The sequence below is a fragment of the Photobacterium sp. BZF1 genome, assembly GCF_014349205.1.
GTDB lineage: Bacteria > Pseudomonadota > Gammaproteobacteria > Enterobacterales > Vibrionaceae > Photobacterium.
The window spans coordinates 1-22,374 of sequence record NZ_JACSOF010000068.1 but is presented as its reverse complement, the minus strand read 5'-3'; the positions used below and the strand labels follow the sequence as shown (position 1 = coordinate 22,374).

The window sequence follows — 22,374 nt, the reverse complement described above, 5'->3', positions numbered from 1 at the left end:
GGTATCGATTAAATTGACATTGAGTTATGAATTTTCAGACCAACGGTTTCATTGGTTTGAAGGTTCGGATATTCGTTGGAGGTCATGGCCACACGAATTTCGCCGTATTGGGTGTCGAGGATCAGCTTTGAAAACAAGCCGAATGACATTTTTGACTGCACCACACCGGTAAAGTCATAGTTTTCCTCGGTAACTGAAATGTGTTCGGGCCTGAAGGCAATGGTTTCGGTACCTTTTTCGATGAAGTTCATTTCACCGATAAACTCTGCAACGAAACGGGTTTTCGGCTGGTGGTAGATTTCATCAGGGGTGCCGACCTGCTCGATGTTGCCTTTGTTCATCACGATGATCCGGTCAGATAGGCTGAGTGCTTCCTCTTGATCGTGGGTCACGAACAAGATAGTGATACCGAGCTGGTGCTGGATTTTGCGTAGCTCTTCACGCATGTAACGGCGGATCTTGGCATCGAGTGCCGAGAATGGCTCGTCCATCAACAAGACCTTGGGTTTGAGCAGCAGTGAGCGGGCAATGGCGACACGTTGCTGCTGTCCACCTGACAGCTGATCCGGGTATTTGTTGATATGGTCGTCCATCTTGAGGATGGCAAGCATCTCTCGGACTTGGGCCTCGATTTCCAGCTTGTTGACTTTGCGGATCTTGAGTCCAAGTGCCAAGTTTTCGAATACCGTCATATGTGGCCAGAGGTTATAGCCCTGGAAGACCATGGAGGTTGGCCGCTCGTCTGGGGTTAGCCCCGAAATGTCATGGCCATCGATAATGACCTCTCCCGAATCGATATCGTTGAAACCGCCAATGGCACGCAGAACCGTCGTTTTGCCGCAGCCCGACGGGCCAAGTAAAGAGACGAGTTCACCGTCGCCAACATGGAAGTTGACACCTTTGACGCCATCGCCACTTGAGAAAACTTTCTTTAATTCATGAACTTTCAGTTTATGAGCAGGCATCTTACATCCCTTTACTTTCGAACATTGATTTGAAAAGAACACTGCGCTTGGCAATGAAATACACGGCGGTTAATAGCAGGATAATTGGCACGATATACACCATGGCAAATGCCGCTGCTGCAGGCATTGGTGTGTCGAAGATAATGCCGTACATTGCTGTGGGTAGTGTTTTGTAGTTAGGCATACCTACAAGGAGCGTACCGGTTGATTCTTCCAACGACTCCAGGAAGGTAAATATCGTGGCAACTGCAATCCCCGGCGATGCCAGCGGTAAGGTGACCCACCAGAAGGTTTGCAACCGGCTGGCACCGACATCCCGGGCCGCTTCTTCCTGTGCCCGCTGGATATTTTTGAATGCGGCACTGGTTATCCAAGTCATGATGGTTAATGAGTTGATGATGTGGATAATCATTACACCGGTAAGCGTGCCGATGAGGTCGAATTTATAGAAAACAACACCGATGCTGATGTACAAACCCATTTTTGGGAACGCGTTCGATAGCAGGAACGAGAACAGGAAGAAGTGCTTGAACGGGAAAGACAGGCGGGCTAACGCATAGGCTGCTGGTATACAGACGAGCAATGACAGTGCTGTTGAAACAATGGCGATCATGTACGAGTTATAAAAGGCACTCGTCACGCCATCGCGCTCGATAATAAACTGGAACCAACGCAGGGACATTTGCTCTGGAACGTAATTTCGTTCGAATGCATTAAACCGAAAGGCTTCCATAACCATATTAGTCAGCGGACTAATAAAGAATACAACAAAGGAAATAAGCAGGAGTAACTCCAACCAGTTGGTGTTCCTTACGAAGTAAAGTGTTGCTCTATAAAATTTCATCGTGCCAGACCAAATAAAAAAGTTCGGCAATAATGACGGTGAAATATTTATTTTTTGCTACACCAAAATTAACTTAATGTTCTGGTTAAATGACAGGTTCAGATCTGATTATTACTGCAGAATTGAGTTTTTGGATTTAAATTGTTGTTTTTATTTGTCTTTTCTGGTTGTTTGATTTATCTCGAGAGCGCGTGAAATGTCGTGGTTGAAATTAATCTAATGTTTTTTGAAATATTAAATTTAAGTGAATGGTCATTTTCATTTAATGATTATTTTAGTAATTAATTAAATGTTCACGTTTATCTCATTGACTTTGTGCTTTTGCAATTTCTCTGCAATATTGAAAAGCGCCAATTAAATATCAGTTTAATATGATGATGGGTAGATTATGGGGAGTTTTAAATTAAAAATGCCAGCATGAAAGCTGGCATTGTTTTGATATTCTGAGCGAGAATTTAAACTTCGGTCTTCTCTTTATATTCGCACAGGTCTTCAATAATACAGCTGCCACAGCGTGGCTTGCGCGCTACACAGGTATAGCGTCCGTGTAGGATCAACCAGTGGTGGACATCGACCTTGAACTCTTTGGGAACAACCTTGAGCAGTTTCTCTTCAACCTGATCGACGTTTTTGCCCATAGCAAACTTGGTGCGGTTTGAGACCCGGAAGATATGGGTATCGACGGCAATGGTCGGCCAGCCAAAGGCGGTGTTGAGAACGACGTTGGCAGTCTTGCGTCCAACCCCCGGCAAGGCTTCTAGTGCCTCGCGGCTTTCAGGGACTTCGCCACCGTGTTTCTCAATCAGGATCTTACAGGTTTTAATGACGTTCTCGGCTTTCGAATTAAACAGGCCGATGGTCTTGATGTACTCCTTGACGCCATCCACACCGAGGTCGAACATAGTTTGTGGTGTATTGGCAACAGGGTAGAGCTTATCAGTGGCCTTGTTGACACTGACATCGGTGGCTTGAGCTGAGAGCAGGACTGCAATTAATAGCTCGAAGGGCGTGCTCCAGTTTAGCTCAGTTTCGGGGTGAGGGTTCTCCGCACGCAAACGTTCCAAGATCTGGACGCGTTTTTGATTATTCATACTAACTTCCGGCGTTGTCTACTCAGCAACACCAAGCATGAAAGGGGCGTTTGGCGTTGAATGAGTATATGTAATTATAGTTTTCTGTCCTGCTGGCGATCCCTCACCAGCAGTTTCATTCATTGTCTTAATTGGTAGTCGTGACTCGAGCCCGTTCAATGGCAGGTTTGTCCTGCGACTTGGCGGCTTTCTGTTCACGTTTACTATCAATAGCATTTTTCAGGGCAATCATAAAGCCAACACCGATAAAGGCACCCGGTGGCAGGATGGCTAGCAGGAAGCTGCTGTCGAAACTGAACACTTCAATACGCAGTGACGCGGCCCAGTCACCAAGCAGACGGTCAGCGCCGTCAAACAGCGTACCGTTGCCCAGAATTTCTCGCATAGCGCCAAGCACGACGAGGGCTGCAGTCATACCCATTCCCATCCATAATCCGTCCAGTAGGGCAGGGACAGGATCGTTTTTAGAGGCAAAGGCTTCCGCACGACCGATGATGATACAGTTGGTCACGATCAACGGGATGAAGATACCCAATGATTGATACAAGCCATAGGTGAAGGCATTCATCAGCAACTGGACACACGTCACCAGCGAGGCAATGATCATCACAAATACCGGGATTCGGATTTCTGATGGGACCCATTGCCTGACCAGTGAAACGATCAGGTTTGAGCCAACCAAAACGGCTGTGGTAGCCAATCCTAGGCCAAGGGCATTGGTGACTGTCGCAGAAACAGCAAGTAGCGGACATAACCCCAGCAATTGGACGATTGCCGGGTTGTTGTTCCACAAGCCATTTTTCATCAGTTCTTTATTCATCATCATTACTCACCCTGACAGTTCAGTGGCTGTTCGAATAGTCGCTGTTGGTTTGTCTGGTAATATAGCGATACTTTCTTCACGGCGCCCACAACGGCGCGCGGGGTTATCGTGGCACCGGTAAACTGGTCGAAATCACCGCCGTCCTTGCGTACCGCCCAGCGTGAGTCTTTATCGCCGTCAACACGTTTGCCGGTAAAGCTGTAAATCCAATCACTGATACGTGTTTCGATTTTGTCACCAAGACCTGGCGTTTCGCTATGGTTCAGGATACGAACGCCTGTTACCGTGCCTTCCAGATCGAGGCCGACAATAAGCTTGATAGCACCACTATAGCCATCCGGAGCAATAGCTTCGATAGCCATCCCAACTTTGTTGCCGTCTTTCTCGGCAATGTAGGCTGGCATTGGGCTGTCGGTACCCAAATACTGTTCGCTGGTAATCAAGGTACAACTTTTATATAGCTCATTATCATGGCTTTCTGCCGGGATAACTTGGTTAAGTACCTTGAGCAGTTCTTGCTGCTGCTGTTGCTCAATTCGCCCTGCTGTGAGCAGGTTGGTGACCGAAACTAAGCTGGTGGCCAGAATGGCAAAAATAGCCAGGATGCCACCATTTTTTTTCATTGCATTGATCATGGTTGCTTCCTCAGTGGCCGAAGGTGCGTGGTCGGGTGTAGTAGTCAATCAGCGGCACACACATGTTAGCGAGCAGAACGCTGAAGGCGACACCGTCAGGGAAGCCACCGAAGGTACGGATCAAAAAGACCAGCACGCCGATCACAGCGCCGAAGATCAAGCGGCCCTTGACGGTGGTCGAGGCCGAGACAGGATCGGTCGCAATGAAAAAAGCACCTAGCATGGTCGCACCTGAGAACAGGTGGAACAGTGGTGAAGCGGTATTATCAGGGCTGATCATAAACGCAATGGTACTGATGACGAACAATGCACCGAGCATACCTGCAGGGATATGCCACTGGATCACGCGCATTTTCAACATGATCAGGCCGCCGATCAAAAAGCCGAGGTTGACCCACTCCCAACCGATCCCGCCAATTAGGCCAAAAACAGGGCCAGAAAGGATCTCTGTTGCCGTATGGCCTGTTGTCAGTGATGTTTTTAACGTATCAAGCGGTGTCGCCATTGTCACGCCGTCGACCGACATACGAAGCTGATGAACGCTGAAACCGTCAGGGGTGAAGCCCGTTAGGATTGCCGTCACACTATCCAACAAACTAACAGGCTCTGCCGCCAATGATTGCGGTGGTAGCCAGGTGGTCATTTGTAGTGGGAATGAAATCAGCAGAACGACATAAGCCACCATGGCCGGGTTGAACAGGTTTTGTCCCAACCCACCATAAAGGTGTTTGGCGATGACAATCGCAAATAGGCAGCCAATAACACTTATCCACCAAGGTGCCAGAGGTGGAATAGACAGGCCAATCAATACACCAGTTAACAATGCGCTGTTATCACGCAAATATGGCATCAAAGGGCGCTGGCGTAGTTTTAGAATCACAGCTTCAGTAGCCACACATAATGATGCAGCCAGCGCGATTTGGAGCAGTACGCCCCAGCCAAAGAAGTACCATTGGGCGGCAACGCCCAAGCCAGTACAAAGGATAACAGTGCGCATCAAGCTGCTGGTGCTTCGGCGACTGTGGGCATGGGGGGAGCTTGCAATATTAAAAGCCACAGTTAGTTTTCCTCATTATTTTCTTGTGCTTCTTTCGCAGCTTTACGTGCCTTAGCGCGGGCAACGGCAGCTGCGACAGCGGCTTTCTTCGGATCAACGTCAGCGTCGTCAGTTTGCTCTGGCTTGTCTTGTTCAGCAGGTGCTTCGGCTTGTGCCTGTTGAGCAGCCTTGCGTGCCTTGGCGCGTGCAACAGCAGCAGCGACAGCGGCTTTCTTCGGATCTACGTCAGCGTCGTCAGTTTGCTCTGGCTGGGCTTCTTCGGCAGGTGCTTCAACTTGTGCCTGCTGTGCAGCCTTACGAGCTTTAGCGCGTGCAACGGCAGCAGCGACAGCGGCTTTCTTCGGATCAACGTCAGCGTCGTCAGTTTGCTCTGGCTTGGCTTCTTCAACAGGTGCTTCAGCTTGTGCCTGTTGAGCAGCCTTGCGTGCCTTGGCTCGTGCTACGGCAGCGGCAACAGCAGCTTTCTTCGGATCAACGTCAGCGTCGTCAACTTGCTCTGGCTTGTCTTGTTCAGCAGGTGCTTCAGCTTGTGCCTGTTGAGCAGCCTTGCGTGCCTTGGCTCGTGCTACGGCAGCGGCAACAGCAGCTTTCTTCGGATCAACCTCAGCATCGTCAGTTTGCTCTGGCTTGGCTTCTTCGGCAGGTGCTTTAGCTTGTGCCTGTTGGGCAGCCTTGCGAGCTTTGGCGCGTGCAACAGCAGCAGCGACAGCGGCCTTCTTCGGATCAGCATCAGCTTGTGTTGCTGTATCTTCGGTTGGCTGTTCAGGCTCGCCACCTGACTCCTGTGCAGCTTTACGCGCTTTGGCACGAGCTATAGCGGCAGCGACAGCAGCTTTCTTTGGATCAGATTCTGCACTGGCAGGTTGTTCTTCCGTTGGCTCTGCTTTCGCATCAGCTTGCTGAGCAGCCTTACGGGCCTTAGCGCGGGCAATGGCTGCAGCAACAGCGTCTTTCTTGCTATCAGCGCTTTGCTCTGCTGGATTTTCAGCGTCAGTTTCAGTCTGTTCGGCGAGCTTGGCAGCTTTGCGTTCACGAGCTTGGCGCTTGCGCTCTTCACGCAGTTTTGCCATTTCGCTGTTATCAGGTACAGCGCTAGTGATCTTCGGTGCTGCATTTGAGGCATTAGCCGCCTCTGCTTGTTTAGCTTTGGCACGGGCAATGGCTGCGGCTACAGCGGGTTTCTTATCTGCTGTTTCTGAGCTAGCGGCGGCTTGTTTTGCTTTGACTCGGGCAATGGCAGCAGCCACAGCATCATCACCACCTTTCGCTGCCATATCCTTGCGGCGGTCTTCGGCTGCTTTCTTAAAGCGGTTTTCTCGTGCAGCTTTGTCGCGCTCAAAACGGGCTTGCTTGGCTTCGAAACGCTGTTTGGCACGTTCGGCATTCGCGGCTTCTTGCTGGTTAGCCCATATTTCAGCTTTGGCTTTGCGGTAATAGTTAACTAGCGGGATTTCGCTTGGACACACATAGGCACAAGCACCACATTCGATACAGTCGAATAGGTTGTACTCTTCACATTTGTCGTAGTCTTTGTCCTTGGCATACCACTGTAGCTGCTGTGGCAACAGAGAGGTTGGACAGGCATCAGCACAGGCGCTGCATCGGATACATGCCATTTCGTGGGTATGAAGGGGCAACTCACGACGTTTCGGCGTCAGGATACAGTTAGTGATCTTGGTGATCGGCACATTGGCGTGCGGCAGCGTGAAGCCCATTAACGAGCCACCAATAATCACACGCGGATACTTGCGGTCCGGTTTGTAGCCGTAATTATCCAGCAAGTAGGAAATAGGTGTTCCTAAGCGGGCAAAAACGTTACCACGTTGTTTGAAAGCCTCGCCGGTTAGGGTGACGACACGCTCAATCAGCGGTTCACCATCAATAATGGCGCGCTTGACAGCAAATGCGGTACCGACATTCTGTACCACAACGCCAACAGCCGAAGAGCGTGATTGGGTTGGCACTTCACGGCCGGTCAGGAGTTTTACCAATTGCTTAGAGCTACCCGAAGGGTATTTGGTCGGTATCACACGGATGATAATGTTGTCTTGTGCAGACACACATTTTTCCAGTGCCTTGATAGCTTCCGGCTTGTTATCTTCAATACCGATCAGGGTTAGTTTCGGCTTGACGATATGGCGAAGGATCCTGATCCCCTCGATCACCTCTTCTGCGTAGTCCTGCATCAGACGATCGTCGGCAGTAATGTAAGGTTCACACTCCGCGGCGTTGATAATCAAAATATCCGCCAACCCGAGGCTACCTTGTAGCTTACGGCCGGTCGGGAAACCTGCACCACCAAGGCCGGCAATGCCGCTTAGGCGGATAGCATCGATGAGTTCGGCGGGCTCAAGGGATTCGTAGTCAGCAATCTTGTGCTGGGAGCCCCATTGGTCTTCGCCATCACTTTTGATAACAACGCTGAGATCACTCAGACCAGAAGGGTGGGCAGTGGTTCTCTGTTCAATGGCTGTGACGGTGCCCGATGTCGGCGCATGGACTGGCACACACATGCTCATGTCACTTTTGGTCAATGGCTGACCTTTCAGCACTTTGTCACCAACACTGACCAAGATCTCGCCTTTGGTACCGATATGCTGCTTGAGCGGAAGTACCAATTCGTCGGGAACGCCTGCATGAGTGATCGCAGTACGGTTCGACAGGGTCTTATTCTCGGCAGGGTGGATACCGCCTGGGAAGTCCCACAGCTGACCTTGTTTGATTTGTTCAATAATAGACAGCATGTTACTTCACCGTGCTTTCATTGTTATCGGCTGGAATATTCACAACAGGGATTTGGTTCAAATCCCATTGCCAGCTCTCAGGCGTTGTTTCTACCGGGATCATTTCAATACAATCGGTCGGGCAGGGTGCCACACAAAGATCACAGCCGGTACACTCATCTTTGATGACCGTATGCAGGGCTTTCGTCCCCCCAACAATCGCATCAACAGGACAAGCTTGAATACATTTGGTGCAGCCAATACACATATCTTCATGAATAAAGGCGACTTTCTTGATGCTTTTCTCTGCATCGTGGGCAGATTCCTGAACCTCTACACCCATTAAATCAGCGAGCTTTTCGATGGTCTGCTGACCACCTGGAGGACACTTGTTGATGTCATCTCCGTTAGCGATAGCTTCAGCGTAAGGGCGACAGCCAGGGTAGCCACATTGACCACACTGGGTCTGGGGCAAGATAGCGTCAATTTGCTCGACGATAGGATCGGCTTCGACCTTAAAACGGATCGATGCAAAGCCCAATATCAAACCGAAAATTGCGGCTAGGGCTGCAATGGCAATCACAGCAATGATTAATCCACTCATGTTACAGTTTCACCAATCCAGTAAAGCCCATAAAGGCAAGTGACATAAGACCTGCAGTGATCATCGCAATGGAAGCGCCTTTAAACGGAGCTGGTACATCTGCTGCAGCAATACGTTCACGCATGGAAGCGAAAAGAATGAGGACTAAAGAGAAACCAGCAGCGGCACCGAAACCATAAATAACCGACTCAATGAAGTTGTGGCGCTCGTTGATGTTGAGCAGGGCCACACCCAGAACGGCACAGTTTGAGGTGATCAGCGGTAGGAAGATGCCCAGCAAGCGGTATAGGGTCGGGCTCGTTTTGTGTACCACCATTTCTGTGAACTGTACAACTACCGCAATCACTAAGATAAAACTTAGCGTTCTAAGGTATTGGATACCTAAAGGTACGAGAATGTAGGTTTCGACTAAGTAAGCACACACTGACGCCAATGTAAGCACAAAAGTGGTCGCTAGCCCCATACCAATGGCCGTTTCCAGTTTTTTGGAAACCCCCATGAAGGGACAAAGTCCTAAAAATTTAACCAGTACAAAGTTGTTGACCAACACTGTACCTACGAGGAGGAGTAGGTATTCAGTCATACCGCCGTAATACTATTTGCAAAAGATCCTTATATTATCTTCCTTTGTTGCACCTATAACAACTCCCCTTGAGCAGGGTTTTTCTTCTTCGGCGACCTTTTCGCCATTCATTGCTGCAAAGTTAATGCAACTTAATGCGCTATTAACATTTTTGCCCAGTCTGGTCGTTTAATTTATCCATGATGTGGCGTGGTTATACTTGCCAGTATATCTGGACAAACATGCAAAGCATTACCGAAGAAAATGCCTGTTTAGTTAATTCTTGTTCGTTTTGTAACCAACCGCGTTTTGATACGTAGAAATTTGCTTCATTGGTCAATTTGGTACTAAAAAATAGCTTGATTTCCTTCAGCCCAGACAGCACAAGGGTTTAGCCCACTTATCCACGGAAACTGTGGATAACTATGTTGATGGATGCTTGGAAACTAGGGTTCTCGTTCATCTCTATGCCGTTGTGGTTAAAATGTGACCAAGATCGGATATGCAATAAACCACTGTTATAGGTGGGGTGTTAGAGGAGAAAAATGTGCTGGGGGTTAAAGATAGAGTGATTACTTTAGAGATAAATTAGATGCAACTATGCTGTGAATTGATATAAATCAAAACTTGGATAAGTTGTGGAAAGTTTCCTCAAAAGCATATTTTGAAGAAAAGAAATTATGGCCAAGCTGACCGGAAGGTAAACAACATAGGATTGTTGCGTGGGCGGTGATAATACGCGGCTAACCAGCGGCGGTCAAGATTTATTATTATGATTAAGGGCACTCTCGTTTGTCATTTCCGGTGAGGGTTATTGACATAACTTTCAGTCGTAGGACAATGGTCAGCAATACTGATCATCTAACCAGTACGGTTTTATATCATGGAAAATCCTTCAAGTAAGACGTTCAAACTTTCTTCCCGCTATTCTCCTTCCGGTGACCAGCCAACGGCTATCAATCAGTTACTTGAAGGTTTGGATTCAGGGCTCGCTCACCAGACGTTGTTGGGCGCAACAGGTACCGGTAAAACATTCACGGTGGCCAATGTAATTGCCGAGGCAGACAGGCCAACTTTGATCCTTGCCCCGAACAAGACCTTGGCGGCGCAGCTTTACGGCGAAATGAAAGAGTTCTTTCCAGAGAACGCGGTCGAGTACTTTGTCTCCTACTACGACTACTATCAGCCGGAAGCCTATGTACCAACGACAGACACCTTCATTGAAAAAGATGCGTCAGTGAATGCTCACATCGAGCAGATGCGCCTTTCTGCCACCAAGGCCTTGATGGAGCGTCGCGATGTAATCATTGTTGCGTCGGTATCGGCTATCTATGGTCTGGGCGACCCTGATTCCTACCTCAAGATGATGTTGCACGTACGTCGTGGCGATATTTTGGACCAGCGTGATGTGCTGCGTCGCTTGGCCGAACTGCAATACACCCGAAATGATGTGGCTTTTGAGCGTGGTAATTTCCGGGTAAGGGGAGAAGTGATCGATATTTTCCCGGCTGAATCTGAAAAAGAAGCGGTAAGGATCGAGCTGTTTGATGATGAGGTGGATTGCATCAGTATGTTTGACCCGCTGACAGGGGCCATCCTTCAGCGGGACCTACCTCGTTGCACTATTTACCCTAAAACTCACTACGTAACGCCTAGGGAGCGGGTGCTGGAAGCTATCGATGGCATTAAAGATGAGCTTGAAGGGCGTAAAAAGCAGCTGTTGGAAAACAACAAGCTGGTTGAAGAGCAGCGTATTAGCCAACGAACCCAGTTCGATATCGAGATGATGATGGAGCTGGGCTTTTGCTCGGGGATCGAAAACTATTCCCGTTACCTCAGCGGCCGTGTCGAGGGTGAGCCGCCACCAACCTTGTTTGACTACCTTCCACCGGATGGCCTGCTGATCATCGATGAGTCCCATGTCACCGTCTCACAAATCGGCGCCATGTATCGCGGCGACCGTTCGCGCAAGGAGAATTTGGTGGAATATGGTTTCCGCCTCCCTTCTGCATTGGATAATAGGCCGCTTAAGTTTGAAGAGTTTGAGTCTTTGGCACCGCAGACACTATATATCTCGGCAACGCCTGGCAAGTATGAGATCGAGAAATCTGGTGGGGATATTGCAGAACAAGTAGTCAGGCCGACGGGCTTGCTGGATCCGCAAATTGAAGTGCGTCCAGTTGCGACCCAGGTGGATGATCTACTGTCGGAGATCCGGATCCGCGAGGCCAAGCAGGAGAGGGTACTGGTCACGACCCTGACCAAGCGCATGGCAGAAGATCTCACCGAGTACTTGACCGAACATGATGTAAGAGTGCGCTACCTGCACTCGGATGTCGATACGGTAGAAAGGGTTGAGATCATTCGTGATCTGCGCTTGGGTGAGTTCGACGTACTGGTTGGGATCAACTTGTTGCGCGAGGGCTTGGATATGCCAGAAGTGTCGCTGGTGGCGATCCTTGATGCAGATAAAGAAGGTTTCTTACGCTCAGAACGTTCGTTGATCCAGACTATAGGCCGAGCAGCTCGTAACTTGGAAGGTAGGGCGATTCTCTATGCCGATAGGATCACCGGCTCAATGGAGCGGGCGATGAATGAGACCGAGCGTCGTCGTGACAAGCAGATTGCCCATAACGAAAAGCATGGCATTGTGCCTAAAGCGCTCGAGACTAAAGTGTCAGATATCATGGAACTTGGTGCGCCCGGTAAAGGCAATAAAGCCAACCGAGCAGCACAGCTTCATAAAGTGGCCGAGAAGAAAGGGACTTATACCACAATGTCTCCACAAGAATTGGAGACTGAAATCCTACGGCTTGAAAAAGACATGTACGATGCTGCCCAGAACCTGGAGTTTGAAACAGCAGCGGATCTTAGGGATAAAATTCACACATTGAGAGAGCAATTTATTGCCAATAGCTAATCAGAGCCTGTGCATTTTGGAAACGTGGTAAATCGCAGGCAAAAAAAAGCCAACCGATAATAGGTTCGGTTGGCGTCATTGTTTTAGTGAAATAATTCCACAAACAACGTCAGTTGGCTAGGTTGACTCTCAGGAAGAGTCAATTTTATTAAAGCAGTATGCGTGCCAACTTTTTATAGTCCTCTTTAGTTGTACTTTTTTAGGGGGTTAACAGCAAAATTAGTCGTCTATAGTAATAATTTGTGGATAGGAATTTGCATTTTGCAAACCAATATGCGATTCATAATGCTAATGGCATGATAGTTTGGCTATATTTAAGCGATTACTTAGAAAAAGTCGCACCATATTTTTTCTTTTGTTTACAATTAGTAAAGATTGATGGGACTTGGAGGGGCAATGGAAAGCAGAACAAACCAACGCCGTATTCTGATGGTTGAAGATACGGCCTCAGTCGCAGCGTTATATAAGTCATACCTCAATCCACTGGGCGTATCCGTAACCATTGTCGGTACGGGGACCGAAGCACTGGAATTCGTCAAAGACGTCACGCCCGATCTCATCTTACTTGACTTGAGATTGCCAGATATGGAAGGCATGCAAGTTTTAGAAGAGGTAAAGCGGGATAACCCGAGTATCCCCGTTGTCATCATGACAGCGCATGGCTCCATTGATGTTGCGGTCGAGGCCATGCGTTATGGCGCTAAAGACTTTTTGATCAAGCCATGTGAGGCCGATCGATTACGTGTCACGGTCAATAATGCGCTAAAGGACGAAGACAGGAAGGCCAAAGGCGAAACGTCCCAGTCGACGTCTAAGCAATCAGGGGCTCAATACCAAGGCTTTATTGGTAACAGCTTGCCAATGCAGGCGGTTTACCGGGTTATTGAATCTGCTGCATCCAGTAAAGCAACGGTATTTATTACCGGGGAAAGTGGTACTGGTAAAGAAGTGTGTGCAGAAGCCGTGCACGCAGCAAGTCCTCGCAATGACAAACCGTTTGTCGCCCTCAACTGTGCAGCCATTCCTAAAGAGTTGATCGAAAGTGAATTATTTGGCCATGTGAAAGGGGCGTTTACCGGCGCATCGACAGAGCGTCAGGGCGCGGTTGAATTAGCCAACAATGGTACGTTGTTCCTTGATGAACTGTGTGAAATGGATTTGGATTTGCAAAGCAAATTGCTTCGGTTTATCCAAACCGGTACCTATCAAAAGGTGGGTTCTTCAAAAACCAGTACCGTGGATGTTCGCTTTGTTTGCGCGACCAATAGGAATCCATGGCTAGAAGTGCAAGAAGGGCGTTTTCGTGAAGATCTCTACTATAGATTGCATGTCATCCCTGTGACCTTGCCACCGCTTCGTGAACGTGGTGGCGATGTCATGGAGATAGCCCACGCCCTACTGGCGCTGATGTCAGTCGAAGAAGGCAAAAACTTCACCCGCTTTTCACCGCAAGTTAGCACTTTATTTGAACAGTACCACTGGCAAGGTAATGTTCGTGAACTGCAAAACGTTATTCGCAACATAGTTGTGTTAAATTCTGGTGAAGAAGTGACCTTGGAAATGGTACCCCCACCAATAAACCAAGGTGGCGTTAAAATTGCATCACATCAACCTGTTGCTTCTGGAAATACGTCTGAGGAGTCACCTCAGCTACAGACAAGCACAACACAAATAATAGATAAATCGCAGGTTGAACCGCTGTGGATTGTTGAGAAGCGCGCAATCCAAGCCGCAATTGACGCTTGTGATGGCAATATTCCACGTGCTGCGGGTTTGTTGGAAGTTAGCCCGTCAACAATTTACCGTAAATTACAAACCTGGCAGGAAGCGCAAGGTTAGTTGTAGGGAGAGAAATACATGGCAATGACAATTAATGCTGAAACCATCAAACGCATGGCAGATGAAGTCGGCGAGGAAACATTGACATTACTCCTCAATGTATTTAGCGATGAATTGGAGCAGTACCAGCGACAGCTTTCCGATCAGCCTTCGATCAAGCAGGTTAGAGAGATCAGTCACGCCATTAAAAGTAGTGCGGCCAGCTTTGGTGCTGATGATCTTGCTGATATGGCGCAAGAGTGTGAGTCGCGTGTTAAGCAAGGACAGGACGAGTGGATTGTAGACCACCTGCCTGAGTTCAGGCAGATGGTTGAAGGGATGGCGGTTGAGTACAAGCGCCTAGCCAGCCATGATAATCCCGTGAATAGCCTGTTTTAACTTTTCCCTGTCGTGTCGCCATTGATGGTTATTCGATGCGAGTGAGGCAATGTGCTGGTTGTATCTCTCATCCAGCTCCTCACGTTTGACATCGGTAAGTACAGTATCTATTAGGCGACCGCCCATCGAACGCTCACACCAATTGAGCATTTGTGACAGGTCCATCATCCCTGCTGGCCCATACTCTTTGTCCAAGTTGGTGACAAAGACAATTTTGGCCTGGCACTTCTTCAATGCCACTTCGATTTCTTTCAGTAGCAATGGCGGCATCACACTTGTTAGGAAACTGCCCGGACCTAGCAGAACGATATCGGCTTGCTGAATCGCGACGACCGCTTCTTTGGTTGCCGGCACTGCAGGCTCAATATATAAACGCTGAGGGATATCAGACAACTCATCAACGCTGGTCTCACCACAAATGATCTCTCCGCCTGTTGTCATGGCGGAAAGATCAGCTGGGTGTTCGGTCATCGGCACGATATGGGTTTTCACCTTTAGCATATCGCGGATCAAATTGATCGCTTCCAGAGGCCTCACCGAGAGGTTATCCAGTGCTTTTAGCATCAGGTTCCCTAGGTTGTGGCCGTTTAATTCACCATTACCCCGGAAGCGGTATTCGAAGATCATCGAGCCAACAGACGGCTCAGTAATGAGCTGGTTAATACAGTTTCTGGTATCCCCCCAGGCGATACCACCCTGGCAGGCTCGGATACGACCGGTTGAACCGCCATTGTCCGTTGTGGTGACAATGCCGGTGACATTCTCGCCAAACTCAGAGAGAGCCGAAAGCATACGGCCCAGGCCATGACCGCCTCCAATAGCGACAATTTTGGTTTCATTAATACTTTTTTCTGTTGTATAGGTCATCGTTGGCAGAAAAGTGTGAGCTAAGTAGATTAATTGCAGTGTAACGCGTTAACCACACTGAAGACAAAATATGTCATTGTTGTGGTACGCCAGTCACGGATTGTGGACGAAGAGAGGGTAAAAAAATGCCCTCAAACAAGTTGAGGGCCAATTGGTTAGTACGGCAGTTGAAGCAGGTACAGCATTACAGCAGTTGATAAGGAACACGAGTTAATGCGGTTTTTGCATGATGCTAATCAGATAGTCATATGTGTCTGAGCAGTTCGGTGCACTTAACAGCATCTGCTTTTCACTGGCAGGTACGGGGAGTAATTCGAGCCAACGCTGACAGAGCCAGCTCAGATTATCAAATTGCTTTTTCTGGTGTAGTTCACCAAGCTCCGGGTGTTTATTGAACATTTGTTTGAGCTTCTCTGCCAAAATCTGCTGGTCTTGGCGAACTTCTGTTTCTGGCCAAGGCGGAATGAATTGGCAATCGCCACAGAAAAAACCGTCGTCAGTTTCTTCCATATGATCAATGGTAAAATTTTCATGTCCGGCAACAGTAACGATTAAACAACCGTTGTTAGGCGAAACGTCGAAGTCTTCAACTGTGACACGTGTGCCGATTTGGAAGAAGTGATGGCCGTGTTCGTCTTGGTCAAACATACAAACACCAAAACTGTTACCTTCTCGCATTGCGGCTTTGAATGCTGCCATCTGAGGCCCAGGAGCAATACGGAGAGGGATGCGTCCACCGGGTAAGACGTGGCGTTTTTGGAATAGTAGCGGTATGTAAGTATTCATAGTCTAATCCGGTTGCTGTTGTCTGATGAAATAGACATTGCAAATGGGATACCAAGATTACATACCGCCTAAAAAAACGATTTCTAGCGCGTTTGACTCTATTTATCGTTGTAAAATGCAAAAAAGTACCAATTCGCAAATTGCATTTTGCGAATTATTTTTGATTCGCAATGATTTTCATGGCGCTATCACTAGGTAATAACTCCAAGTGGCTTTGCTCATCAAAGTACCAGCCCTTGATTAATCCTTTCTCCTGCATATCAATAAAACCATTAATAACTAATTTGGCCTGCTCACGGGCGTGTGCCGAATCGAGCCCCTCTTCGCGTTGTAAGTAGAGGGCAATATCATCGACTGTCGCAGATTCAATAATATTGGACATAATATCCTCACTATTAGTAAGAAAATTTTCGGGTATTCCCTTTAGTAGTATTGTCGTGAAATCGGCTGAAAGGTAGAATGCAGCACGAAAAACCTGTGAGGTTTGCCTGTATGGCCATTCCTCTGATATTTTTATAAGTAATACGCTGTTGTGCGCATTTTGGTTTTATCCGGTGCTGTACAATTGCCATGCTCCGAGCTTTCTTCACTAAGTTCCTTTTAGCAAAGGGATAAGTGACTAAAGCCAGTGACAGGTTGTCACCAGGGTCGATAAAGAAATGCATCGGCCTCCCGTACTTGGAAAGGTGTTCCGTGGCGAAACAATTTGAAGATAATTTTCATCGCAAGTTCTATTACTTGCGATTGTCGGTTACAGACGTCTGTAACTTTAAATGTACCTATTGCCTTCCTGATGGCTACCATCCTCAACAGAAGAAGAAGCCATCCTTCCTGACGCTCGATGAAATCGAGCGCGTGACAGGCGCGTTTGCCGAGTGTGGCACGTCAAAAGTGCGCATTACTGGCGGTGAGCCAAGTCTACGTCGTGATTTTACCGATATCATTCGTACCGTTGCCGAGCAACCGGGTATCCGTAAAGTCGCTACTACGACCAATGGCTATCGCATGGCCAAGCATGTTCACGAGTGGCGAGAAGCCGGCCTTACCCATATCAATGTCAGTGTTGATAGCCTTGATCCTAAAATGTTCTACCAGATAACCGGTGAGAACATGTTTAATCAGGTGATGGAAGGGATCGATGCGGCATTTGACGCCGGTTTTGAGCAGGTCAAGGTCAATACGGTATTGCTCAAAGACCTCAACTCCCAGCAGCTACCGCAGTTCCTTGACTGGATCAAGACGCGGCCAATCCAGCTGCGCTTTATCGAACTGATGCAGACCGGTGAAATGGACGAGCTGTTCAACAACCACCACGTCTCGGGTGTCAGCATTCGAAACTACCTTATAGCTAATGGCTGGGTATTGAAGCTGAAAAGCAACAATGACGGCCCGGCGCAGGTCTTTTGTCATCCTGATTACCAGGGTGAAATTGGATTGATCATGCCTTACGAGAAAGATTTCTGTAAGAGCTGCAACCGCTTGCGCGTCTCTGCGTTGGGTAAACTGCACTTATGTCTGTTTGGCGACCATGGTGTGGATTTACGTGATCTGCTTCAGCAAGATGAGCAGCGCGATGAGCTTATTGCCCGCATTCAAGGTGGTTTGGCTGAAAAAGCGGTGAGCCATTTCCTCGATGAGGGAAATACCGGCATGACACCAAACCTAGCCTCTATTGGTGGCTAAACGCCACCTTTTCAAATTTTCTTTTTCTGTTTTGGGACAGACGGATGAACCAATTTACGCATATCAATGCTTCTGGGGAAGCTAACATGGTTGACGTGTCAGCGAAAAATGACACGGTTCGAGAAGCACGCGCTGAAGCTTTTGTGCATATGGCGCCAGAAACTCTACAGTTGATCGTTTCGGGTCAGCACCACAAAGGCGACGTATTTGCCACCGCGCGCATTGCCGGTATCCAGGCCGCGAAAAAAACTTGGGATTTGATCCCTCTTTGCCATCCATTGCTACTATCGAAAGTCGAAGTACAACTGGAAGCCATTGAAGCAGAAAACATGGTTCGTATTGAGTCGTGCTGTAAACTGGCAGGTAAAACCGGCGTTGAGATGGAAGCGCTGACAGCGGCATCTGTTGCCGCCCTGACAATCTATGACATGTGTAAGGCTGTCCAGAAAGACATGGTGATTGGCCAAGTGCGCCTACTGGAAAAAACGGGCGGCAAGTCTGGGCATTTTAAGGTGGAATCATGATTAACGTATTATTCTTCGCTCAGGTTAAAGAGTTGGTGGGTGTTGATCACCTAGAGGTAGCGGCTGACTTTACTACCGCTGAATCTTTGCGCCAGCATTTGACGGAAAAAGGGGATAAATGGCAATTGGCATTGGAGCAGGGCAAACTGCTGGTGGCCATTAACCAAACTATCAGCTCTTTGGACAGTGAAATCAAAGATGGTGACGAGGTTGCTTTCTTCCCGCCTGTAACAGGGGGTTAAGCATGATTTCAGTTCAATTTGATGATTTTTCTGTTGCTGAGGAATATGCTCTGCTGTCAGAAGGGACTGATGCCGGAGCGGTCGTTACCTTTGTCGGGAAGGTGCGTGACTTCAACCAAGGGGATGCCGTAACAGGTTTGTCGTTGGAGCATTACCCGGGAATGACTGAGAAGTCTCTGGAAGAGATTGTCGAGCAAGCCCGCGAGCGCTGGCCTTTGCTGAAAACGCGTGTTATCCACCGAGTGGGTGATCTTGAGTTGGGTGATCAGATTGTCTTCGTTGGCGTGACCAGTGCCCACCGTGGTGCGGCATTCGAAGCCTGTGAGTTCATCATGGACTTTCTTAAAACCCGTGCGCCATTCTGGAAGAAAGAGCAAACGCCGGATGAGTCTCGCTGGGTTGATGCTCGCGAAACGGATACATCAGCAGCTGATCGCTGGAAGCAAAAATAATTTTGCTTATTTCTGGCACCTGTATCTTGCAGGTGCCAATATAACCACGCCACACGCCACACGCCACACGCCACACGCCACACGCGCATAAACTTTCTTTATTATTCAGCTATTTTTTCACCAATCTCTATGCTACTTTGGAATTAAGGGTATAAATAACCATTTAAAGTGAATGGTTATGGTTTTGCTGGCTTGTTGGACTAAGCCAGATGCAATGCAAGCAATAGAAGGAGTACGCCTATGATCAGGAGCGATCGACTACTCTATGAACTTGAGCCAGAGGGTTTTGGCGGCCGCCACTGTGAATCTTGGGAAGAGTGGCAGCCGAAAGCCAATCAGGTTCTCCCCAATTTTCCCGACGATGTACTGAAGCAGTGGCTATATCGACATTGGAAGGGGGTTGTCTGTAACTGGGGTTGGCTGGATTTTCAGTCAATGCGGTTCGAACTACAGTCCTGGACCAGTGAGCAAATTCAGTCACAGATCCGCACCCCTCATCAAGAGGTCGTTGATAAATTATCACGTCGTATGACCAACCCAATTTTTCAACGAAGTTGGCTTGTACAAGAAATGCAAGAGAAGGGGACTTGGCCACAAGCACCAATCGTTTTGAAGTATGAACGTGATATTCCTATGGTCAATGGCAAGTCGCTAAGAGCACCTTATAATCTTCTGGAAGGTCACCATAGATTGGCGTATTTGAACAAGATTATTGACCAAGGTGCATATCACCAAGATCGACATGATATTTGGATGATTCATATACCGCTTCATTAAGTTTTGAGTTAATCATTCACCCATCGTTTGTTAAAAAGGGAGCAGCTATCAAGCTGCTCCCTTTTTTATTGATCTGGTTTCCTATCGAATAAGCGGGTTGTTGCCCGTTAAACTCGTTCCACTTGTTAATGTTTTGTTTCGTTTATAGTTCAAAAAGTAACCGTTTGGTTGTGTTTCTTATATCTATTTTTTTATTTTATAAACTTCTTATTCCATTTTGTTATTGATAGATTTCAAATTTAGACTAGTTGCTAGCTGAATAAAACCTTAACAGACTGCGGGGTTTTTTGAATAATGATGGGGGTTTTGAGGTTTTTTGTGATTTTTTATGCTTGCCTTTAGGTTGTTTTAGGTTGGTGTTTTATGTTGTTTTACTTTTTTGTGTCGGTTTTTTGCTCTGTTGATGAATTTTTTTGTTGTTGTTATGTTTCATTTCGGCTCAGGACGAGTCAGAAAGATTAAAAAAATTATTACAGGTAAGTAAAAATGAAAAAAACACTTCTAGCAGTAGCAATCCCAGCAGTATTTTTCGCCAACTCCGCATCAGCAGTTGAAATCCTTAAAACCGACGAAGCTCTAGTCGATTTTTACGGTCAGCTTCGTACTGAGGTGAAAAAGCTAGATGGCAAGGATGTCACTTTGAATGCTGGTTCTTCACGTGCAGGTGTACAGGCACAGTACGCTGTTACAGATTCGGTAGATATCTTCGGTAAGGTTGAGTTCGGTTTGAACTACAACACAGCTTCTGAAGATTACACCATGAAAAACCGCCTACACTTCGCCGGTGTAGACACAGATTTCGGTAAGTTCTCATTCGGCCGCCAGTGGGTGGTTGCGGATGATATCTACGGCGCAGATTACTCATATTTCTTCGGCGGTACCGCATTACGTTACTCAACCCTTTCAGGTGCCCGTCACGATTCTCTAATCAAATACAACTACGAAGGTGAAAACTTCATCGTCGCGGGTAACGTTGGTTTGGCAGAAGATGATACTAACCAAGAGCTAGCAGAACTATATGTTGCTTCTAGCCTTGGTGACTTCAACTTCCACATCGGTGGTGGTGTAAACCGCGATAAGACTTTTGATGTTGACGGTGAAACTGCTGATATTGAAAACACCTACTACGAAGGTACGGTTGAATATACATTCGGCCCAGCCCTGATTGGTTTTACTTACTACAATGCTGAGCTTGAGAACAAAGGCACTGGTGCAACTATCGATGAAGATGGCTTCAGCCTTGCAGGTACTTACAGCTGGGCTGACAATGCAACAGCGTACGCTGGCTATGAATATGTAGAGCAAGAATCAAAAGTACTGGATACAGATGGTGACGGTAAAGTGTTCTACGTTGGCACTGACTACCACTTCAACAGCTGGTCACGAATCTATGTTGAGTACGCATATGCTGATGGTGATACGCTTGGTTACACTAACAAAGGTAGTGACAGCTTCGTAGGCGTTGCCTCTGCAGACGGCGAGAGCAGCTTCGCTGTAGGTGCCCGCGTTTACTGGTAATCACCCAAACGTTCATTGTCTTATTTATTTTTTGCCCGGCCATGCGCCGGGTTTTTTTATGCCAAAAAAAACTGGAATGACTAAAAGGTATATAAAGGAGGAGGTTAATCAAATTTCTTTAAGTGCTGGTAGCATTTACGCTCGGCAGCATTGAGTTCCATCATCAACAGGTTGATATCGCTCTGCTGCTGTTTGAGTCTTTGTTGGCGTAATTGGATGGTCTGCAGCATTTGCTGTACCTGTGAGGGGGTCTGAGCGCCAGAGTCATAGAGTTGGAACAGTTCCTGTATCTCTTGCAGACTAAAACCCAGTCGCTTTCCCCGTAGTATGAGGATCAGCCTCGCTCTGTCATGCCTCGAAAATATCCTCACTTTTCCTTGCCGCATGGGTGTGAGTAGGCCCTGATCCTCATAAAACCGGATGCTACGAAGGGTAACTGAAAACTCCTCGGCAAGTTGGGAAATGGTATACGCGTCAGTTGGCTTGTTGATATCCATAGTTTCTTCCCTGCGGCATTATACTTTTTATCTATGATTGATCCCTGATCTTCACGGATCATTTCATAACAAGATGAAGATCACAAGTTTCTAACATGTACTGCTTAGCAAAGGCTGGCAAGTAAGAAAAGAAAGCCCCTCGATGAGGGGCTTTGTGGACTTGTCTATCAAGTTGATACGCTTATTCCGCTTTTGGCTTGCGTGATTTTGGCACATAGCCGTGGCGGACGCGGGAAGGGCTTGGACGCGAAAAACAACCAGCTGGTCTCATTTTTTCTTTACTCTCAAGGATAACGGAACGGGAACGGAATGATGGTTAAACCAAAGGTTTAACCAACAAAATGATAGTAGCGTTAATGGGGAGTGATAGAAACGTATCAAAGTTGAAAAGTTCACTATGTGATAACTTAGTCTATCAAATAATTTTTATATGCATTTTGGTTATTATAAACACGTGCTTGCCGTGGTACATCAGGCAGGATTTCGAATCCTGTGCCATAGTTAATGCTGTGCCAGACCTTATCTAGCCCACCTGCGGCAAAGAGAGTTGAGGCATAGAATACAGATAACTTATGGGTCAATAGTGC

Annotated in this window: 23 protein-coding genes and 1 riboswitch; of the genes, 9 read left to right on the top strand and 14 right to left on the bottom strand. The window is 47.6% G+C overall.

What is annotated here, in order from left to right; all coding sequences use genetic code 11:
* Positions 1–8: 8 nt before the first annotated feature.
* The 9 genes from BIZ37_RS16120 to rsxA form a co-directional block, all read right to left on the bottom strand.
* Positions 9–965 (bottom strand): ABC transporter ATP-binding protein, encoded by a 957-nt coding sequence (locus BIZ37_RS16120; RefSeq protein ID WP_187462338.1) that lies wholly within the window; start codon positions 963–965, stop codon positions 9–11.
* Between the two features lies 1 nt (position 966).
* Positions 967–1,809, bottom strand: coding sequence for an ABC transporter permease (locus tag BIZ37_RS16115; protein ID WP_187462337.1), 843 nt, complete (start codon positions 1,807–1,809; stop codon positions 967–969).
* 455 nt (positions 1,810–2,264) lie between these two features.
* Positions 2,265–2,900 (bottom strand): endonuclease III, encoded by a 636-nt coding sequence (gene nth, locus BIZ37_RS16110; protein WP_107298643.1) that lies wholly within the window; start codon positions 2,898–2,900, stop codon positions 2,265–2,267.
* A gap of 127 nt (positions 2,901–3,027) precedes the next feature.
* Positions 3,028–3,726: an electron transport complex subunit E gene (locus BIZ37_RS16105; protein ID WP_187462336.1), complete on the bottom strand. Its 699-nt coding sequence runs from the start codon at positions 3,724–3,726 to the stop codon at positions 3,028–3,030.
* On the bottom strand, positions 3,726–4,358 hold the full coding sequence (rsxG, locus tag BIZ37_RS16100; RefSeq protein WP_187462335.1) for an electron transport complex subunit RsxG: 633 nt from the start codon (positions 4,356–4,358) through the stop codon (positions 3,726–3,728). Before rsxG ends, BIZ37_RS16105 begins: the two co-directional genes overlap by 1 nt.
* Before the next feature lie 10 nt (positions 4,359–4,368).
* Positions 4,369–5,415, bottom strand: coding sequence for an electron transport complex subunit RsxD (gene rsxD / locus BIZ37_RS16095; protein ID WP_187462334.1), 1,047 nt, complete (start codon positions 5,413–5,415; stop codon positions 4,369–4,371).
* Between the two features lie 2 nt (positions 5,416–5,417).
* Positions 5,418–8,159 (bottom strand): electron transport complex subunit RsxC, encoded by a 2,742-nt coding sequence (rsxC, locus tag BIZ37_RS16090; protein ID WP_187462333.1) that lies wholly within the window; start codon positions 8,157–8,159, stop codon positions 5,418–5,420.
* A gap of 1 nt (position 8,160) precedes the next feature.
* On the bottom strand, positions 8,161–8,742 hold the full coding sequence (gene rsxB / locus BIZ37_RS16085) for an electron transport complex subunit RsxB (RefSeq protein ID WP_107298648.1): 582 nt from the start codon (positions 8,740–8,742) through the stop codon (positions 8,161–8,163).
* Position 8,743: 1 nt separating this feature from the next.
* On the bottom strand, positions 8,744–9,325 hold the full coding sequence (gene rsxA, locus BIZ37_RS16080) for an electron transport complex subunit RsxA (RefSeq protein WP_187462332.1): 582 nt from the start codon (positions 9,323–9,325) through the stop codon (positions 8,744–8,746).
* A gap of 862 nt (positions 9,326–10,187) precedes the next feature.
* Here rsxA and uvrB point away from each other — a divergent pair.
* The 3 genes from uvrB to BIZ37_RS16065 all read left to right on the top strand — a co-directional run bounded on the left by uvrB (position 10,188) and on the right by BIZ37_RS16065 (position 14,441).
* Positions 10,188–12,224, top strand: coding sequence for an excinuclease ABC subunit UvrB (gene uvrB, locus BIZ37_RS16075; protein ID WP_187462331.1), 2,037 nt, complete (start codon positions 10,188–10,190; stop codon positions 12,222–12,224).
* A 396-nt stretch (positions 12,225–12,620) separates the two neighbouring features.
* Positions 12,621–14,063 carry a quorum-sensing sigma-54 dependent transcriptional regulator LuxO gene (gene luxO / locus BIZ37_RS16070; protein WP_187462330.1) on the top strand — a complete coding sequence of 481 codons (1,443 nt, stop codon included), beginning with the start codon at positions 12,621–12,623 and terminating at the stop codon, positions 14,061–14,063.
* Between the two features lie 18 nt (positions 14,064–14,081).
* Positions 14,082–14,441, top strand: coding sequence for an Hpt domain-containing protein (locus tag BIZ37_RS16065; protein ID WP_107298652.1), 360 nt, complete (start codon positions 14,082–14,084; stop codon positions 14,439–14,441).
* Here the strand turns inward: BIZ37_RS16065 and yvcK are convergent.
* The 3 genes from yvcK to BIZ37_RS16050 all read right to left on the bottom strand — a co-directional run bounded on the left by yvcK (position 14,403) and on the right by BIZ37_RS16050 (position 16,476).
* Complete coding sequence (gene yvcK / locus BIZ37_RS16060; RefSeq protein WP_187462329.1) at positions 14,403–15,308, bottom strand: uridine diphosphate-N-acetylglucosamine-binding protein YvcK; 906 nt, start codon at positions 15,306–15,308, stop codon at positions 14,403–14,405. The genes BIZ37_RS16065 and yvcK overlap by 39 nt on opposite strands.
* Before the next feature lie 210 nt (positions 15,309–15,518).
* Complete coding sequence (locus BIZ37_RS16055; protein ID WP_187462328.1) at positions 15,519–16,094, bottom strand: LON peptidase substrate-binding domain-containing protein; 576 nt, start codon at positions 16,092–16,094, stop codon at positions 15,519–15,521.
* 154 nt (positions 16,095–16,248) lie between these two features.
* The gene (locus tag BIZ37_RS16050) at positions 16,249–16,476 is read right to left on the bottom strand and encodes a hypothetical protein (RefSeq protein WP_107298655.1); all 228 of its coding nucleotides are present in this window, start codon (positions 16,474–16,476) and stop codon (positions 16,249–16,251) included.
* Positions 16,477–16,655: 179 nt separating this feature from the next.
* A riboswitch (molybdenum cofactor riboswitch) is annotated at positions 16,656–16,799 on the top strand.
* Between BIZ37_RS16050 and moaA the strand changes: the two genes are divergently transcribed.
* The 6 genes from moaA to BIZ37_RS16020 all read left to right on the top strand — a co-directional run bounded on the left by moaA (position 16,788) and on the right by BIZ37_RS16020 (position 21,290).
* The gene (gene moaA / locus BIZ37_RS16045) at positions 16,788–17,777 is read left to right on the top strand and encodes a GTP 3',8-cyclase MoaA (protein WP_187462327.1); all 990 of its coding nucleotides are present in this window, start codon (positions 16,788–16,790) and stop codon (positions 17,775–17,777) included. It overlaps the preceding riboswitch by 12 nt.
* Before the next feature lie 44 nt (positions 17,778–17,821).
* Positions 17,822–18,301, top strand: a complete 480-nt coding sequence (moaC, locus tag BIZ37_RS16040) for a cyclic pyranopterin monophosphate synthase MoaC (protein WP_039456847.1) — start codon at positions 17,822–17,824, stop codon at positions 18,299–18,301.
* On the top strand, positions 18,298–18,543 hold the full coding sequence (moaD, locus tag BIZ37_RS16035; RefSeq protein WP_187462326.1) for a molybdopterin synthase sulfur carrier subunit: 246 nt from the start codon (positions 18,298–18,300) through the stop codon (positions 18,541–18,543). Before moaC ends, moaD begins: the two co-directional genes overlap by 4 nt.
* 2 nt (positions 18,544–18,545) lie before the next feature.
* Complete coding sequence (moaE, locus tag BIZ37_RS16030; protein ID WP_107298658.1) at positions 18,546–18,995, top strand: molybdopterin synthase catalytic subunit MoaE; 450 nt, start codon at positions 18,546–18,548, stop codon at positions 18,993–18,995.
* 240 nt (positions 18,996–19,235) lie between these two features.
* Positions 19,236–19,772 (top strand): hypothetical protein, encoded by a 537-nt coding sequence (locus BIZ37_RS16025; protein ID WP_107298659.1) that lies wholly within the window; start codon positions 19,236–19,238, stop codon positions 19,770–19,772.
* Between the two features lie 486 nt (positions 19,773–20,258).
* On the top strand, positions 20,259–21,290 hold the full coding sequence (locus tag BIZ37_RS16020) for a porin (protein WP_187462325.1): 1,032 nt from the start codon (positions 20,259–20,261) through the stop codon (positions 21,288–21,290).
* Between the two features lie 104 nt (positions 21,291–21,394).
* Here the strand turns inward: BIZ37_RS16020 and BIZ37_RS16015 are convergent, their stop codons facing one another.
* Positions 21,395–21,787 carry a MerR family DNA-binding transcriptional regulator gene (locus BIZ37_RS16015; protein ID WP_187462324.1) on the bottom strand — a complete coding sequence of 131 codons (393 nt, stop codon included), beginning with the start codon at positions 21,785–21,787 and terminating at the stop codon, positions 21,395–21,397.
* A gap of 407 nt (positions 21,788–22,194) precedes the next feature.
* A partial coding sequence (locus tag BIZ37_RS30275) for a hypothetical protein (RefSeq protein ID WP_222939706.1) occupies positions 22,195–22,374 on the bottom strand: 180 nt, incomplete at its 5' end.